At 67.7% G+C, this 14,851-nt stretch carries 11 protein-coding genes; all 11 read left to right on the forward strand.

Annotation, left to right across the window (positions count from 1 at the left end; all coding sequences use genetic code 11):
- Positions 1-44 precede the first annotated feature (44 nt).
- The 11 genes from H7A86_RS03885 to ftsZ all read left to right on the forward strand — a co-directional run bounded on the left by H7A86_RS03885 (position 45) and on the right by ftsZ (position 14,693).
- Positions 45-1,913, forward strand: coding sequence for a peptidoglycan D,D-transpeptidase FtsI family protein (locus H7A86_RS03885; RefSeq protein WP_119130736.1), 1,869 nt, complete (start codon positions 45-47; stop codon positions 1,911-1,913).
- 8 nt (positions 1,914-1,921) lie between these two features.
- The gene (locus H7A86_RS03890; protein ID WP_180708125.1) at positions 1,922-3,397 is read left to right on the forward strand and encodes a UDP-N-acetylmuramoyl-L-alanyl-D-glutamate--2,6-diaminopimelate ligase; all 1,476 of its coding nucleotides are present in this window, start codon (positions 1,922-1,924) and stop codon (positions 3,395-3,397) included.
- Complete coding sequence (locus tag H7A86_RS03895; protein WP_119130738.1) at positions 3,394-4,887, forward strand: UDP-N-acetylmuramoyl-tripeptide--D-alanyl-D-alanine ligase; 1,494 nt, start codon at positions 3,394-3,396, stop codon at positions 4,885-4,887. Before H7A86_RS03890 ends, H7A86_RS03895 begins: the two co-directional genes overlap by 4 nt.
- On the forward strand, positions 4,877-5,962 hold the full coding sequence (mraY, locus tag H7A86_RS03900; RefSeq protein ID WP_104538520.1) for a phospho-N-acetylmuramoyl-pentapeptide-transferase: 1,086 nt from the start codon (positions 4,877-4,879) through the stop codon (positions 5,960-5,962). The genes H7A86_RS03895 and mraY overlap by 11 nt, the downstream gene beginning before the upstream one ends.
- Positions 5,962-7,332 (forward strand): putative lipid II flippase FtsW, encoded by a 1,371-nt coding sequence (gene ftsW, locus H7A86_RS03905; protein WP_119130739.1) that lies wholly within the window; start codon positions 5,962-5,964, stop codon positions 7,330-7,332. The genes mraY and ftsW overlap by 1 nt, the downstream gene beginning before the upstream one ends.
- Positions 7,329-8,600 (forward strand): undecaprenyldiphospho-muramoylpentapeptide beta-N-acetylglucosaminyltransferase, encoded by a 1,272-nt coding sequence (gene murG / locus H7A86_RS03910; RefSeq protein WP_119130740.1) that lies wholly within the window; start codon positions 7,329-7,331, stop codon positions 8,598-8,600. The genes ftsW and murG overlap by 4 nt, the downstream gene beginning before the upstream one ends.
- Positions 8,597-10,030 (forward strand): UDP-N-acetylmuramate--L-alanine ligase, encoded by a 1,434-nt coding sequence (murC, locus tag H7A86_RS03915; RefSeq protein WP_104584564.1) that lies wholly within the window; start codon positions 8,597-8,599, stop codon positions 10,028-10,030. Before murG ends, murC begins: the two co-directional genes overlap by 4 nt.
- Positions 10,027-10,983: a D-alanine--D-alanine ligase gene (locus H7A86_RS03920; RefSeq protein WP_119130741.1), complete on the forward strand. Its 957-nt coding sequence runs from the start codon at positions 10,027-10,029 to the stop codon at positions 10,981-10,983. The genes murC and H7A86_RS03920 overlap by 4 nt, the downstream gene beginning before the upstream one ends.
- Positions 10,984-11,089: 106 nt before the next feature.
- Positions 11,090-11,926, forward strand: coding sequence for a cell division protein FtsQ/DivIB (locus tag H7A86_RS03925; protein ID WP_119130742.1), 837 nt, complete (start codon positions 11,090-11,092; stop codon positions 11,924-11,926).
- A complete protein-coding gene (gene ftsA, locus H7A86_RS03930) occupies positions 11,923-13,158 on the forward strand; it encodes a cell division protein FtsA (protein ID WP_003485272.1) in 1,236 nt (411 codons plus the stop codon). The genes H7A86_RS03925 and ftsA overlap by 4 nt, the downstream gene beginning before the upstream one ends.
- Positions 13,159-13,448: 290 nt before the next feature.
- On the forward strand, positions 13,449-14,693 hold the full coding sequence (ftsZ, locus tag H7A86_RS03935) for a cell division protein FtsZ (protein ID WP_115045533.1): 1,245 nt from the start codon (positions 13,449-13,451) through the stop codon (positions 14,691-14,693).
- Positions 14,694-14,851 lie beyond the last annotated feature (158 nt).

Consider the following 14,851-nt stretch of genomic DNA (forward strand, 5'->3'; position numbering starts at 1 on the left):
CGCCCGCAGGGTGGCGCACTGGGTGGCGCACACGGAGGTGCGCCATGAAGGCCGGCCGCAACCGCGCGCGCAGCAACTTCAACCTGCGTGGCCGCCTGACGCTGGTCGGCATCGCGCTGGGCCTGTGCTCGGTGACGCTGATCGGCCGCGCGGCGTTCGTGCAGCTGGTCAACCGTGACTTCTACCAGCGCCAGGGCGAAGCGCGCTACCTGCGCGAGCTGCCGATCGCCACCTCGCGCGGCATGATCACCGACCGCAACGGCGAGCCGCTGGCGGTGTCCACGCCGGTGGAATCGATCTGGGTCAATCCGCAGGAGCTGTTGCGCAATCCGGACCGCATTCCCGAGCTGGCCAAGGCGCTCGGCCAGCCGCTGGACGAATTGAACGCCAAGCTGGCGCAGAAGGCCGGCAAGGAATTCATGTACCTGCAGCGCCGGATCAACCCGGACAAGGCGCATGCGATTGTCGATCTGAAGATTCCCGGCGTGTTCTCGCAGCGCGAGTTCCGGCGCTTCTATCCGCAAGGCGAGGCGATGGCCCACGTGCTGGGCTTCACCAATATCGACGACCGCGGCCAGGAAGGCCTGGAGCTGGCCTTCGACGAATGGCTGCGCGGCAAGCCGGGCTCCAAGAAGGTGGTGCGCGATGCGCGCGGCGCGATCGTGGAGAGCGTGGATCTGGTGCGTCCGGCGCAGCCGGGCAAGGACCTGACGCTGAGCATCGATCGCCGCATCCAGTTCCTGGCCTACAAGGAGCTGCGCAACGCGCTGGTCGAAAACAACGCTGCCGGCGGCTCGATGGTGGTGATGGATGTGGCCACCGGCGAAGTGCTGGCGATGGTCAACCTGCCGACCTACAACCCCAACGCGGTCACCGGCATCAACCCCTCGGCGCGCCGCAACCGTGCGGTCACCGATCTGGTCGAGCCGGGCTCGACGATGAAGCCGCTGACCGTGGCCACCGCGCTGACCGCCGGCGTGGTGACCAAGGACACCGTCATCGACACCAACCCCGGCTACATGTCGGTGGGGCGCTTCACCATCCGCGATGTGCCGCGCAACAACGGCGTGCTCAACGTCACCGGCGTGATCACGCGCAGCTCCAACATCGGCGCGGCCAAGATCGCGGCCAAGGTGCCGGACCAGACCTTCTATCAGTCGATCCGCAACTTCGGTTACGGCGCTGCGCCGCATAGCGGGTTTCCCGGCGAATCGGCCGGTGTGGTGCTGCAGCCGGCGCGCTGGAGCGGCCCGTCCAAGACCACGATGTCGTACGGCTACGGCCTGTCGGTGACGCCGCTGCAGATCGCGCAGGCGTACGCCACGCTGGGCAATGGCGGCAAGCTGACCCCGCCGACCTTCGTGCGCGGCCAGCACAACGAGACCCGCCAGGTGGTCACCCCCGAAGTGGCGCGCCAGGTCATCGACATGATGGAAACCGTGGTCACCCAGGGTGGCGCCAAGGGCGCGGCGATCCTGGGCTACCACGTGGCCGGCAAGACCGGTACCGCGCGCAAGAACGGCGCCAACGGATACGAGCGCGGGCATTACAACTCGCTGTTCGCCGGCCTGGTGCCGGCCACGCGTCCGCGCTTTGCCACCGTCATCGTGATCAACGATCCGCAGGGCAAGGTGTATTACGGCGGCCTGGTGTCGGCACCGGTGTTCCATCGGGTGATGGAAGGCGCGCTGCGGCTGATGGACGTGCCGCCGGACGACATCCAGTCGTGGCTGGCCGCGCAGGCTGCCGGCAAGACCGGGCAGCCGGTGGTCAAGCCGCAGCCGGCCGACCTGGACCCGGCATTGGTGCCGGATCCGGTGGACGAAGTGTCCGCCGGCATCCCGACCGCGATCGCACCGCCGGCCGCGCCCACCACCGCCCAGCCCGCGCCGTTGCAGGAGAGCCGCCAGTGAGCCGCGCCATGCCGCTGTCGCAGCTGTTGCCTGACCTGACGCTTGCGCACGACGTGCAGGTGTCGGGCCTGGTGATGGACAGCCGCGCGGTGCGTGCAGGCGATGCCTTCGTGGCGATCGCCGGTTTCGGCGCGCACGGCCTGGGCTTTGTCGACCAGGCGCGCGCCAATGGCGCGGTGGCGGTGTTGTTCGAGCCGCCGGCGCCGGCCGATCTGCCGGTACCGGTCGATGCGATCGCCGTGCCCGGTCTGCGTGCGCGCCTGGGCGCGATGGCCGATCAGTTCCACGGCCAGCCTTCGCAGGCGATGCGCATGGTCGGCGTCACCGGCACCAACGGCAAGACCTCGACGGTGCAATTGCTGGCACAGGCCCTGACGCTGCTCGGCACGCCCGCCGGCACGCTCGGTACCCTGGGCGTGGGCCTGTACGGCAGCGCCGTGCCGACCGGGTTCACCACACCGCTGGTGCTGCAGACGCATGCCTTGCTGGCGCAACTGCGCGACGAGGGCGCGCAGGCCGTGGCGATGGAAGTCAGCTCGCATGCGCTGGACCAGGGCCGCGTGGATGCGGTGCATTTCGACGTGGCGGTGTTCACCAATCTCACCCGCGACCATCTCGATTACCACGGCGACATGGCGCAGTACGGCGCGGCCAAGGCCAGGCTGTTCGCGCGCGCCGGATTGAAGGCCGCCGTGGTCAACCTGGACGATGACTTCGGCCGCATGCTGCTGGCCTCGCTCGACCCCGCGCTGCGCGCGATCGGCGTGAGTTCGCGCGCGCAGGCCCAGGCAAGCGTGCGTGCACAGGCGCTGCAGCTGGATCACAACGGGATCAATTTCGCGCTGCATATCGACGGTCACGTGCATCCGGTGCACTCGCCGCTGCTGGGCCGTTTCAACGTGGACAACCTGCTGGCCGTGGCCGGCGCGTTGTCTGCGCTGGACATCGCGCCGGCACGGATCGCCGAGGTGCTCGGTCGGCTGCAGCCGATCCACGGGCGCATGAACCGCCTCGGTGGCGCGCATGGCGCACCGTTGGTGGTCGTCGACTACGCACACACGCCCGATGCGCTGCAACAGGCACTGGCCAGCCTGCGCGCGCATGCGCAGGACCGGTTGATCTGCGTGTTCGGTTGCGGTGGCGAGCGCGACACCGGCAAGCGCCCGCAGATGGCGGCCATTGCCGAGGTCAACGCCGACGTGGCGATCGTCACCGACGACAACCCGCGGGGCGAAGATGGCGATGTGATCGTGGCCGACATCCTGCGCGGCTTCGCGCGTCCGGATGCGGCGATCGTGCAGCGCGACCGCGCCGCGGCGATCCATCAGGCCATCAGCATGGCCGGTGCCTCCGACATCGTGCTGATCGCCGGCAAGGGCCACGAGCCATATCAGGAAGTGGCCGGTGTGCGGCATGCCTTCGACGACGCCATCGTGGCGGCGCAGGCCTTGTTGCCGCGGACCGGGCTGGGAGTGCGCGCATGAAGCTCACTCCATTGTCGTTGATCGCCCACTGGGCCGGTGGCGAGCTGCATGGCGAGGACGCCATGATCGACACCGTCGGCAACGACACCCGCACGCTGGCCAACGGCAGCCTGTATGTGGCACTGCGCGGCGAGCGTTTCGACGGCCACGACTTTGCCGCAGACGCGGTGGCACATGGCGCCAGCGGCCTGCTGGTCGAGCGCCTGCTGCCGGCGCTGAGCGTGCCGCAGGTGCTGGTGGGCAATACCGAATTGGCGTTGGCGCGTATCGCCGCCGGCATGCAGCGCGACCGCGCCACGCGGGTGATCGCCTTGACCGGCTCCAACGGCAAGACCAGCGTCAAGGCCCTGCTGCTGGCCATCCTGAGCGAGGCCGGGCGTGTCGACGGCACCACCGTGTACGCCACGCCGGGCAACCGCAACAACGAAATCGGCCTGCCGCTGGCGGTGATCGCCGCCCCGGACGATGCGGATCTGGCGATCTACGAAATGGGCGCCGGCAAGCCGGGCGATATCGCCTATCTCACCGAGATCGCGCAGCCGCACGTGGCCCTGGTCAACAACATCGCACCCGCGCATCTGGAACGCCTGGGCAGCCTGCTCGTCGTCGCCCGCACCAAGGGCGCCATCTATGCCGCGTTGCCGGCCGATGGCGTGGCGGTGATCAATGCCGACGATGCCTTCGGTGCCTGGTTCGAGCAGCAACTGCAGGCGCAGCCGGTGCAGCGCCGCCGCGTGTTGCGTTACGGCCTGCAGGCCAGTGCCGAGATCACCGCGCATGGCCTGCGGCTGCAGGCGGGCGGGGCACAGTTCACGCTGGTGACCCCGCAGGGCCAGGCGCAGATCGCGCTGCCGTTGCCGGGCCGCCACAACGTGCTCAACGCGCTGGCTGCGGCCGGCCTGGCGTTGGGTGCGGGCATCGCCCTGCCGGTCATCGCCGCCGGTCTGGCGCAGGCGCGCCCGGTGGCCGGTCGTCAGATCACCCACACCCTGCCCGGCGGCGCTGTGCTGATCGACGACAGCTACAACGCCAATCCCGGTTCGCTGGACGCGGCCATCGACACGCTGGCCGCGGCATCTGGCCAGGGCTGGCTGGTGCTCGGCGACATGCGTGAACTCGGCCCGGAAGGCGCAGCCTTGCATGCGGCCGCCGGCCGTCGCGCGCGCGCGGCCAAGCTGCAGCGCCTGTACGCGCTGGGCGAGCTCAGTGCCGCCGCCGCGCAGGCGTTCGGCGAGGGCGGCCGCGTGTTCGCCACCCATGCCGCATTGATCGCGGCCTTGCAGGCGGATCTGGCGCAGCTCGCCGTTTCGCCGACTCAAACGCAGGAATCTTCTTCGATGTACGAACACACCGGTGCGGCGGCGCAGACTGCCGCCACCACGGCGCACACCCCGCCCACGCTGCTGGTGAAAGGCTCCCGTGGCAGCGCCATGGACCGCATCGTCACCGCGCTGCTGGCCCCGGCGGAGGACGCATCCCATGCTGCTTGAGCTGGCGCGTTGGCTGCAGCAACTGGAGAGCCTGTTCGGGCTGTTCAACTATCTGACCTTCCGCGGCATCCTGGCGGCGCTGACCGCGCTGTTCCTGTCGTTGTGGATGGGCCCGGCGGTGATCCGCAAGCTGGCCCAGTTCAAGGGCGGTCAGCCGATCCGCCAGGACGGCCCGCAGACGCATTTCTCCAAGGCCGGCACGCCCACCATGGGAGGCTCGCTGATCCTGCTGACGGTGACCCTGTCGGTGCTGCTGTGGGGCGACCTGCGCAACCGCTACGTGTGGCTGGTGCTGGCGGTGATGATCTGTTTCGGCGCGATCGGCTGGTACGACGACTGGATCAAGATCGTGCGCCGCGATCCCAACGGCCTGAAGTCGCGCTGGAAGTATCTGCTGCAGTCGATCTTCGGCCTGGCAGCGGGGCTGTTCCTGTACTACACCGCCGACGTGCCGGCCGCGATCACCTTCTACATTCCGATGTTCAAGTCGATCGCGCTGCCGCTGGCCGGCGTGAGCTTTGTGGTGATCGCCTATTTCTGGATCGTCGGCTTCTCCAATGCGGTGAACCTCACCGACGGCCTGGACGGTCTGGCGATCATGCCGACCGTGCTGGTGGCCTGCGCGCTGGGCGTGTTCGCCTATGCCTCGGGCAATGTGGTGTTTGCCGAATACCTGAAAATCCCGCTGATTCCGGGGGCTGGCGAGCTGATCATCATCTGCTCGGCGATCGCCGGTGCAGGCCTGGGCTTTCTGTGGTTCAACACCTATCCGGCCATGGTGTTCATGGGCGACATCGGCGCGCTGTCGCTGGGCGCGGTGCTCGGCACCATCGCGGTGATCGTGCGCCAGGAACTGGTGCTGGTGATCATGGGCGGCGTGTTCGTGATCGAGACGCTGTCGGTGATGATCCAGGTCGCCAGCTTCAAGCTGACCGGCAAGCGCGTGTTCCGCATGGCGCCGATCCATCATCACTTCGAACTCAAGGGCTGGCCGGAGCCGCGCGTGATCGTGCGCTTCTGGATCATTTCGGTGGTGCTGGTACTGATCGGCCTTGCCACGTTGAAGGTGCGCTGATGAACGACATGTCCCGCCAGGCCACGCGACTGGACGCCATCGGCGGCCGCTACGACCCGTGGCTGCTCGGGGCTGCGGCCACGCTCGCCTCGCTGGGCGTGGTGATGGTGGCGTCCAGCTCGATCGAGCTGTCCGACAACCCGTTCTATTACCTGACCCGCCACCTGCTGTTCCTGGGCATCGGCGTGGGCCTGGCGTTCTGGGCGATGCGTACCGAGCTCAAGACCATCGAGCAGTACAACCAGGTGCTGCTGCTGGCCTGCTTCGGCCTGCTGATGGTGGTGTTCGTGCCCGGCCTGGGCAGCAGCGTCAACGGCGCCAAACGCTGGATCAACCTGGGCGTGTCGAAGTTCCAGACCGTCGAAGCGGTCAAGGTGCTCTACATCGTGTGGCTGTCCAGCTATCTGGTGCGCTTTCGCGACGAGGTCAACGCGACCTGGCCGGCGATGCTCAAGCCGCTGGGCGTGGCGATCGCCCTGGTCGGCCTGCTGCTGATGCAGCCTGACTTCGGCTCGTCCACGCTGCTGCTGGCGATCACCGCCGGCATGCTGGTGCTGGGCGGGGTGAACCTGCCGCGCATGTCGATGCCGATCGTGTTCGGCCTGCCGGTGTTCGCCTTCATCGCGATCCTGGAGCCGTACCGGTTGCGCCGCATCACCTCGTTCCTGGACCCGTGGGCCGACCAGCTCGGCTCCGGCTACCAGCTGTCCAACGCCTTGATGGCGGTGGGCCGCGGCCAGTGGACCGGCGTGGGCCTGGGCGCCTCGGTGCAGAAGCTCAACTACCTGCCCGAAGCGCATACCGACTTCATCTTCTCGGTCATTGCCGAAGAACTCGGCTTTGTCGGCGTGTGCGGGGTGATCGCGCTGTACGCGCTGCTGGTCGGCCGCGCGTTCTGGCTGGGCATGCGCTGCGTGGAAATGAAGCGTCACTTCTCCGGCTACATCGCCTTCGGCATCGGCTTGTGGATCAGCCTGCAGAGCTTCGTCTCGGTGGGCGTGAACCTGGGCATCCTGCCGACCAAGGGCCTGACCCTGCCGCTGATTTCCTCCGGCGGTTCGTCGGTGCTGATGACCTGCGTGGCGATGGGCCTGCTGCTGCGCGTGTCCTACGAGATGGATCGTGCCGAGCGCCTGCGCAGCAAATTGTCGCCGCAGGGCGCGGGCGCGCCGTCGGCCGAGCCGGCCGAACCGGTGGTCGAATCGGTCGCGCCAGCCTATGCGCCGGCGCACAAGCCGCAGCGTGACCCGGTTGCCGCCGCACCAGCCGCACCGGTCGCTGCCGCATCGGTGGCACCGGCGTCGGCCATCCTGCGCGGCACCAGCCGCATGCAGCCGCGTGTGGAACCGACCTTCGGGAGGATTGCATGAGTGCCCATGCGAATCCCTCGCAAGCGCCCGCACATTCAGGTGCGGGGAGTCGACCAGTGATGATTCTGGCTGGCGGCACCGGCGGGCACATCTTCCCCGGTCTGGCCGTGGCCAAGGTGCTGCGCGCGCGTGGCGTGCCGGTGACCTGGCTGGGCGCCGATGGCGCGATGGAAACCCGGCTGGTGCCGCAGCACGCCATTCCACTGGACACGCTGGCCATCAGCGGCCTGCGCGGCAAGGGGCTGGTGAAGTTGCTCGGTGCACCGGTGCGGGTGATGCGCGCGGTGCGCGCCGCCGGTTTCGTGCTGCGCAAGCGCCAGCCGCGTGCGGTGATCAGTTTCGGCGGCTTCGCGGCCGGCCCGGGTGGCCTGGCAGCGCGGCTGCTCGGCGTGCCGTTGCTGGTGCACGAACAGAACCGCGCCCCCGGCATGACCAACAAGGTGTTGTCGCGGTTTGCGCGCCGCGTGCTGACCGGTTTCCCGGGCAGCTTCACTGGCGAGGAAGCGGTGGGCAATCCGGTGCGAGCGGAAATCGCAGCGCTTCCGGCGCCGGCCACGCGCCTGGTCGGCCGTGGCGGTGCCGTGCGTGTGCTGGTGCTCGGTGGCAGCCAGGGCGCGCGCGCATTGAATCAGGCCGTGCCGGCGGCACTGGCCGCGCTCGGCCACCCGGATGTGGACGTGCGCCACCAGTGCGGCGAGAAGTTGCGCGCCGAAGCCGAGGCGGCGTACGCGCAGGCGGGCGTCAACGCCAGCGTCGAACCGTTCATCGCCGACATGGCCGCCGCTTACGCCTGGGCCGACCTGGTCGTGTGCCGCGCCGGTGCATCGACGCTGGCCGAACTGTGCGCCGCCGGCATCGGCAGCGTGCTGGTGCCCTTTGCCGCAGCGGTGGACGACCACCAGACCCGCAATGCCGAATACCTGGTCGGCGCCGACGCCGCCGTGCTGCTCAAGCAGGACGACACCCTGGCCGTGCGCCTGCAGCAGGTCTTGCAGACCCTGCTCGTCGACCCCGCACGTCGCCTGTCGATGGCACAGGCCGCCCGCACCCTGGCCAAACCGGATGCGGCCGAACGCATCGCCGACATCATTCTGCAGGAAGCCGGGAGTGGGGATTCGGGATTGGGGATTCGTAAAGAGCAACAGCACAAGCAGGAAAGCATGCAGAAATCCGTTAATGGTCAATTTTCGGCGCGATCGATCGCCGCCGTTGCCAATCTCCAATCCCTAATCTCCAATCCCGGCACCTCCGCCGGAGGTGCCCAGTGATCCGCCGTCTGCAGGACAGTGGCGATCTGGTGCGTGCATTCCCGCGCGTGCATTTCGTCGGTATCGGCGGCACCGGCATGAGCGGCATTGCCGAGGTGATGCTGACGCTGGGCTACGAAGTCTCCGGTTCGGACAACTCCGATAACGTGGCGACGCGGCGGCTGGCCAAGCTGGGCGCGCGGGTGATGCGCGGGCATTCGGCGGCCAACGTGCTCGGCACCGATTGCGTGGTGGTGTCCAGTGCGATCCGCGAAGACAACCCCGAGCTGATGGAGGCGCGCAGCCAGCGCATTCCGATCATGCCGCGTGCGGCGATGCTGGCCGAGCTGATGCGCTTCCGTCGCGGCATCGCGGTGGCCGGCACGCATGGCAAGACCACCACCACCAGCCTGGCGGCGGCCGTGCTGAGCGAAGGCGGGCTGGATCCGACCTTCGTCATCGGCGGGCAGTTGCTGGCCGCCGGTGCCAACGCCAAGCTCGGTGGCGGCCAATGGCTGGTGGCCGAGGCCGACGAGAGCGATGGCAGCTTCCTGCGCCTGAATCCGTTGATGGCGGTGATCACCAACATCGATGCCGATCACCTGGAAAACTACGGCAACGATTTCGCACGCATTCAGGCCGCATTCGCCGAGTTCCTGCAGCGCCTGCCGTTCTACGGGCTGGCGTTGCTGTGCATCGACGACCCGGAAGTGGCCGCGTTGGCCGGCAAGACGCCGCGCCACGTGATGAGCTACGGCATGAGCGAGAACGCCGACGTGCGCGCCGAGGACGTGGTGCAGGACGGCCCGCGCATGCGCTTCACGCTGCGCCTGCCCGAAGGCACCACCACGCCGGTGACGCTGGCATTGCCGGGCCGTCACAACGTGCTCAACGCACTGGCCGCTGCCGCGATCGGCTGGCAGCTGGGCGTGGCGCCGGAGACCATTGCGCGTGCGCTGGAAAACTTTGCCGGCATCGGCCGCCGCTTCAACGACCTGGGCGAAGTCACCACCAGCACCGGTGCGCGCGTGCGTGTGGTCGACGACTACGGCCACCATCCGCGCGAGCTGGAAGCGGTGTTCGCCGCCGCCCGCGGTGGCTGGCCGGACAAGCGCCTGGTGGTGGCGTTCCAGCCACATCGCTACAGCCGTACCCGCGATCAGTTCGATGCCTTTGCCGCGGTGCTGAGCACCGTCGATGCGCTGGTATTGAGCGAGGTCTATCCGGCCGGTGAAGCGCCGATTCCGGGTGCCGATGCGCGTGCACTGGCGCGTGCGATCCGTGCGCGCGGCCGCAGCGAACCGGTGGTGGTCGGGCAGATTTCCGGCCTGGCCGAAGTGTTGCCGGACGTGCTGCAGGATGGCGACCTGCTGCTGATGATGGGGGCCGGCGATATCGGTTATGTCGCACAGCACATCATCAACAACGGCTTCACCGGAGCGACCGCATGAGCGCGGTGATTCCCAACGCACGCTTCAGCGATCCGGCCGCGTTCGGCCGCGTCGCCGTGTTGCTCGGCGGTACCTCGTCCGAGCGCGAGGTGTCGTTGAATTCCGGCGGCAACGTGCTCGAGGCATTGCGTGCGCGCGGCGTCGATGCGCAGCCGGTCGACGGCATTCCGGCCTTGGCGCAGGCCCTGGTCGAGCAGCGTTTTGATCGCGTCTTCAATGTGCTGCACGGCCATAACGGCGGCGGCGAAGACGGCATCGTGCAAGGCCTGATGGAAGCCTTCAAGGTGCCGTACACCGGCTCCAACGTGCTGGGCTCGGCGTTGAGCATGGACAAGATCCGCACCAAGCAGGTGTGGCTGTCACTGGGCCTGTCCACGCCGCGCTATGCGCGCCTGGCCGCCGGTGCCAGCGCCGACGACATCCATGCCGCCGCGCGGCAGATCGGCTTGCCGGTGATCGTCAAGCCGGCCAACGAAGGCTCCAGCGTCGGCATCAGCCGCGTGTTCGACCAGGCCCAGCTCGAACAAGCCGTGCTGCTGGCGGCGCGCTACGACGGCGCGCTGCTGATGGAGCAGCTGATCGAAGGCGACGAACTCACCGTGGCCGTGCTCGGCGAGGTCGCGCTGCCGTCGATCCGCATCGTGCCCAAGGGCCAGTGGTACGACTACAACGCCAAGTACCTGGCCGACGACACCCAGTACCTGTGCCCGGGCCTGGACGGCGATGCCGAGACGCAACTGCGCCAGCTCGCGCTCGATGCCTTCCGTGCCGCCGGTGCGCGCGGCTGGGGCCGCGTCGACGTGATGCGCGACCGTGCCAGCGGCCAGCTGTATCTGCTGGAGGTCAACACCGCCCCGGGCATGACCAGCCACTCGCTGGTGCCCAAGGCCGCGCGCCAGCTCGGCATCGATTTCGAAGAACTGGTCTGGCGCGTGCTGGAGCAGACGCTATGACGCCGGGAATCGGGAATCGGGAATCGGGAATCGTGAACAGCGGCTGCGCTGTTGCCGTTGCGATTCCCTATTCCCGATTCCCCATTCCCGCGCGCGGAGCGCGCGCATGAACGCCACCCTGCGCATCCTGGCGTGGTTGCTCGCGGTGGCGCTGGTCGCGTTGCCGGTGGTGGCTGTGCTCAATGGCTGGGTCGGTGCCGAGCGTTGGCCGTTGGCGCGCTTGCGGGTGTCGGGCGACTTCAAGCGGGTGCCGGCCGAGCAGTTGCGTGCGGTGGTCCTGCCGTATGCGCGCGCGGGCTTTTTCGCGGTGAAGCTGCAGAACGCGCAGGACGCCATCGCGCGCTTGCCGTGGGTGGAAAGTGCGCAGGTGCGCAAGCGCTGGCCGGACGTGCTGGAAGTGCACGTCACCGAGCACAAGCCGTTCGCGCGCTGGGGCACCGACCGCATGTTGTCCGAGCAGGGCCGGTTGTTCCGCACCCCGCCGTTGTTGAAGGATTTCAAGCTGCCGCAACTCGGTGGCCCCGACAGCAAAACCCAGGACGTGGTGGCGCTTTACAACGAATCGCGCGCGTTGTTCGCGCCAACCGGGCTGGATGTGGAGCGTCTGGAAATGGATGCGCGCGGCAGCTGGTCGCTGGGCCTGAGCAACGGCGTGCAGATCGTGATCGGCCGCGACGACGCCCGCGCGCGCCTGCAGCGCTTCGCCCGCGTGCTGCCGCAACTGGCCGACCCGCAACGCCCGATCGCCCGCGCCGACCTGCGCTACACCAACGGCTTCACGGTCGAGCGGCGAATGGAGAGTGGGGAATCGGGAATGGATAAAAAACCCAAGCCGGTGTCGCCCGCTGCGCCTCACGCACTTGTCCTCAATTCTCCTCGCCTCCGTGCACCGCTGTTGACCATTCCCCATTCGCTATTCCCTATTCCCGGCTTTAAGACATGAACCGCAAAGGCGACAAATCCCTCATCGTTGGACTGGACATCGGCACCTCCAAGGTCGTCGCGCTGGTCGGCGAGTACTCGCCCGGCAATCCGATCGAAGTGATCGGTATCGGTTCGCATGAATCGCGCGGTCTCAAGCGCGGCGTGGTGGTGGACATCGAATCCACCGTGCAGTCGATCCAGCGCGCGGTGGAAGAGGCCGAGCTGATGGCCGGCTGCGAAATCCGCTCGGTATATGCGTCGATTTCCGGCAACCACGTGCAGTGCAAGAACTCGCCCGGCATCGTGCCGATCCGCGACGGCGAAGTGACCTGGAGCGATCTGGAGCGCGTGCTGGATGCGGCCAAGGCCGTGGCCATTCCCGCCGACCAGCGCATCCTGCATGCGATCCCGCGCGAATACGTGCTGGACGATTCGCAGGAAGGCATCCGCAATCCGGTCGGCATGACCGGCGTGCGCCTGGAGGTGCACGCGCATCTGGTGGTGTGCGCGCAGTCGGCTGCGGCCAACATCACCAAGTGCGTGCAGAAGTGCGGCCTGCAGGTGGACGACCTGGTGCTGTCGTCGCTGGCTTCCAGCGTGGCGGTATTGACCGCCGACGAACGCGAACTGGGCGTGGTGCTGGTGGATATCGGCGCCGGCACCACCGACCTGGCGGTCTACGTGCAGGGCGCGATCTGCCACACCGCCTCGCTGCCGATCGCCGGCGACCACGTCACCAACGACATCGCGCACATGTTGCGCACGCCGACCCCGGAAGCCGAGCAGATCAAGGTGCGCTACGCCTGCGCGCTGGCGCAGCTGGCTACCGCCGAGGAAAGCATCCAGGTGCCGTCGGTGGGTGATCGCCCGCCGCGCCGCATGCCGCGGCATGCGCTGGCGCAGGCGGTGCAGGGCCGTTACGAGGAAATCTTCGAGATGGTGCAGGCCGAATTGCGCCGCTCCGGTTTCGAGGAAATGGTGCGCGCCGGCATGGTGCTCACCGGTGGCGCGTCGAAGATGGAAGGCGTGGTCGAACTGGCCGAAGAAATGTTGCAGATGCCGGTGCGCGTGGGCATTCCGCAGCACGTCACCGGCCTGGGCGAAGTCGTCGGCAACCCGGTGCACGCCTCCGGCGTGGGCCTGTTGCTGATGGGCAGCCAGATCGAACACCCGCGCCGCCCGTCGATCCCGACCGGACGGGCCGGCAGTTTGTTCAAGAAATTGAAGAATTGGTATCGCGGGGAATTCTGAAGAATCGGGAATCGGGATTCGAGAATTGGTTGAAGCAAAGGCAAAGCGGTTGCGGCAGATTTGAGTGGAGAGCGGTGAGAGCGGGCAGGGCGTAAATACTTTTGTGGTTCCGCTGAGAAAGTGAAGTTGGTGTGGAGATCGCTCGCAGTTGCGATTCCCCATTCCCAACTCCCCATTCCCGGCATTCAAACAACAACATTCGCCGACGTGCGGGTGTTGGGCTGGCGAACGGAGCAATCCGATTCCCCATTCCCGATTCCCCATTCACGGCATCTAAAGAGGACACTGACATGGCACATTTCGAACTGATTGAAAAAATGGCTCCCAACGCGGTCATCAAGGTCGTTGGCGTGGGCGGCGGCGGCGGCAACGCGGTCGCGCACATGGTCAACACCAATGTCGATGGCGTGGAATTCATCACCGCCAACACCGACTCGCAGGCGATCAAGAACTGCGGCGCCAAGCTGCAGCTGCAGCTCGGCACCAACGTGACCAAGGGCCTGGGCGCCGGCGCCAATCCGGAAGTCGGCCGCCAGGCCGCGCTGGAAGATCGCGAGCGCATCATGGACGCACTGCAGGGTGCGGACATGGTGTTCATCACCGCCGGCATGGGCGGCGGCACCGGCACCGGCGCGGCGCCAGTCGTTGCACAGCTGGCCAAGGAAATGGGCATCCTGACCGTTGCCGTGGTCACCAAGCCGTTCCCGTTCGAAGGCCGTCGCCGCATGCAGGTCGCGCTGAAGGGCATCGAGGAACTGAGCCAGCATTGCGACTCGCTGATCACCATCCCCAATGAAAAGCTGATCACCGTGCTCGGCCGCAACGCCACCATGATCCAGGCCTTCCGCGCTGCCAACGACGTGCTGCAGGGCGCCGTGCAGGGCATCGCCGACCTGATCGTGCGTCCGGGCCTGATCAACGTCGACTTCGCCGACGTGCGCACCGTGATGTCGGAAATGGGCCTGGCCATGATGGGCACCGGTTCGGCACGCGGCGACGATCGCGCGCAGGCCGCTGCCGAAGCCGCCATCCAGAACCCGCTGCTGGACGACGTCAACCTGGCCGGTGCCAACGGCATCCTGGTCAACATCACCGCCGGCCCGGACTTCACCATGTCCGAGTTCGACGAGATCGGCCGCACCATCGAGGCGTTCGCCTCGGAAGATGCGACCGTGGTCGTCGGCACCGTGCTTGACCCGGACATGCAGGACGAAGTGCGCGTCACCGTGGTGGCCACTGGCCTGAACCGTGCGGTTGCCCGCCAGACCCAGCGTCCGGACCAGCGCGCGCCGATCAAGCTGGTGCGCAACGCCACCACCGGCCAGCCGGAGTTCGGCGATTTCGACACCAGCGGCGGCGATGCGGTGTCCAAGGCCGTCGGCGGCAGCATGGGTCTGGGCCTGCGTCGTCCGAGCAGCGACTCGGTCGGCAGCAGCAGCGGTAGCAACAACGGCGGCGGTTCCGCTGCGCCGGCTGCAGACCTGCCCAACGACTACCTGGATATCCCGGCGTTCCTGCGCCGCCAGGCCGACTGAGGAGCGTCGGCCGCGTCGCTACGGCGGCGCGGTCCGTCCCGCCCCGGGGTTCGCCCCGGGGATGCTGTGCCATGTCCTTTCTGCCGGATCGGCCACGATCCGGCAGCTTTTGCAGTTGCGTGACCCGGAAATTACAGTTCCCGTCACGCGCGACTTGT

Origin of the sequence: Xanthomonas euroxanthea, assembly GCF_903989455.1 — a bacterium.
Lineage (GTDB): Bacteria > Pseudomonadota > Gammaproteobacteria > Xanthomonadales > Xanthomonadaceae > Xanthomonas > Xanthomonas euroxanthea.

Excerpts from the sequence above, each read along its gene's own strand:
- H7A86_RS03885 (WP_119130736.1), top strand. The coding sequence starts at position 45 with ATGAAGGCCGGCCGCAACCGCGCGCGCAGCAACTTCAACCTGCGTGGC.
- H7A86_RS03890 (WP_180708125.1), top strand. The coding sequence starts at position 1,922 with ATGCCGCTGTCGCAGCTGTTGCCTGACCTGACGCTTGCGCACGACGTG.
- H7A86_RS03895 (WP_119130738.1), top strand. The coding sequence starts at position 3,394 with ATGAAGCTCACTCCATTGTCGTTGATCGCCCACTGGGCCGGTGGCGAG.
- mraY (WP_104538520.1), top strand. The coding sequence starts at position 4,877 with ATGCTGCTTGAGCTGGCGCGTTGGCTGCAGCAACTGGAGAGCCTGTTC.
- ftsW (WP_119130739.1), top strand. The coding sequence starts at position 5,962 with ATGAACGACATGTCCCGCCAGGCCACGCGACTGGACGCCATCGGCGGC.
- murG (WP_119130740.1), top strand. The coding sequence starts at position 7,329 with ATGAGTGCCCATGCGAATCCCTCGCAAGCGCCCGCACATTCAGGTGCG.
- H7A86_RS03920 (WP_119130741.1), top strand. The coding sequence starts at position 10,027 with ATGAGCGCGGTGATTCCCAACGCACGCTTCAGCGATCCGGCCGCGTTC.
- H7A86_RS03925 (WP_119130742.1), top strand. The coding sequence starts at position 11,090 with ATGAACGCCACCCTGCGCATCCTGGCGTGGTTGCTCGCGGTGGCGCTG.
- ftsA (WP_003485272.1), top strand. The coding sequence starts at position 11,923 with ATGAACCGCAAAGGCGACAAATCCCTCATCGTTGGACTGGACATCGGC.
- ftsZ (WP_115045533.1), top strand. The coding sequence starts at position 13,449 with ATGGCACATTTCGAACTGATTGAAAAAATGGCTCCCAACGCGGTCATC.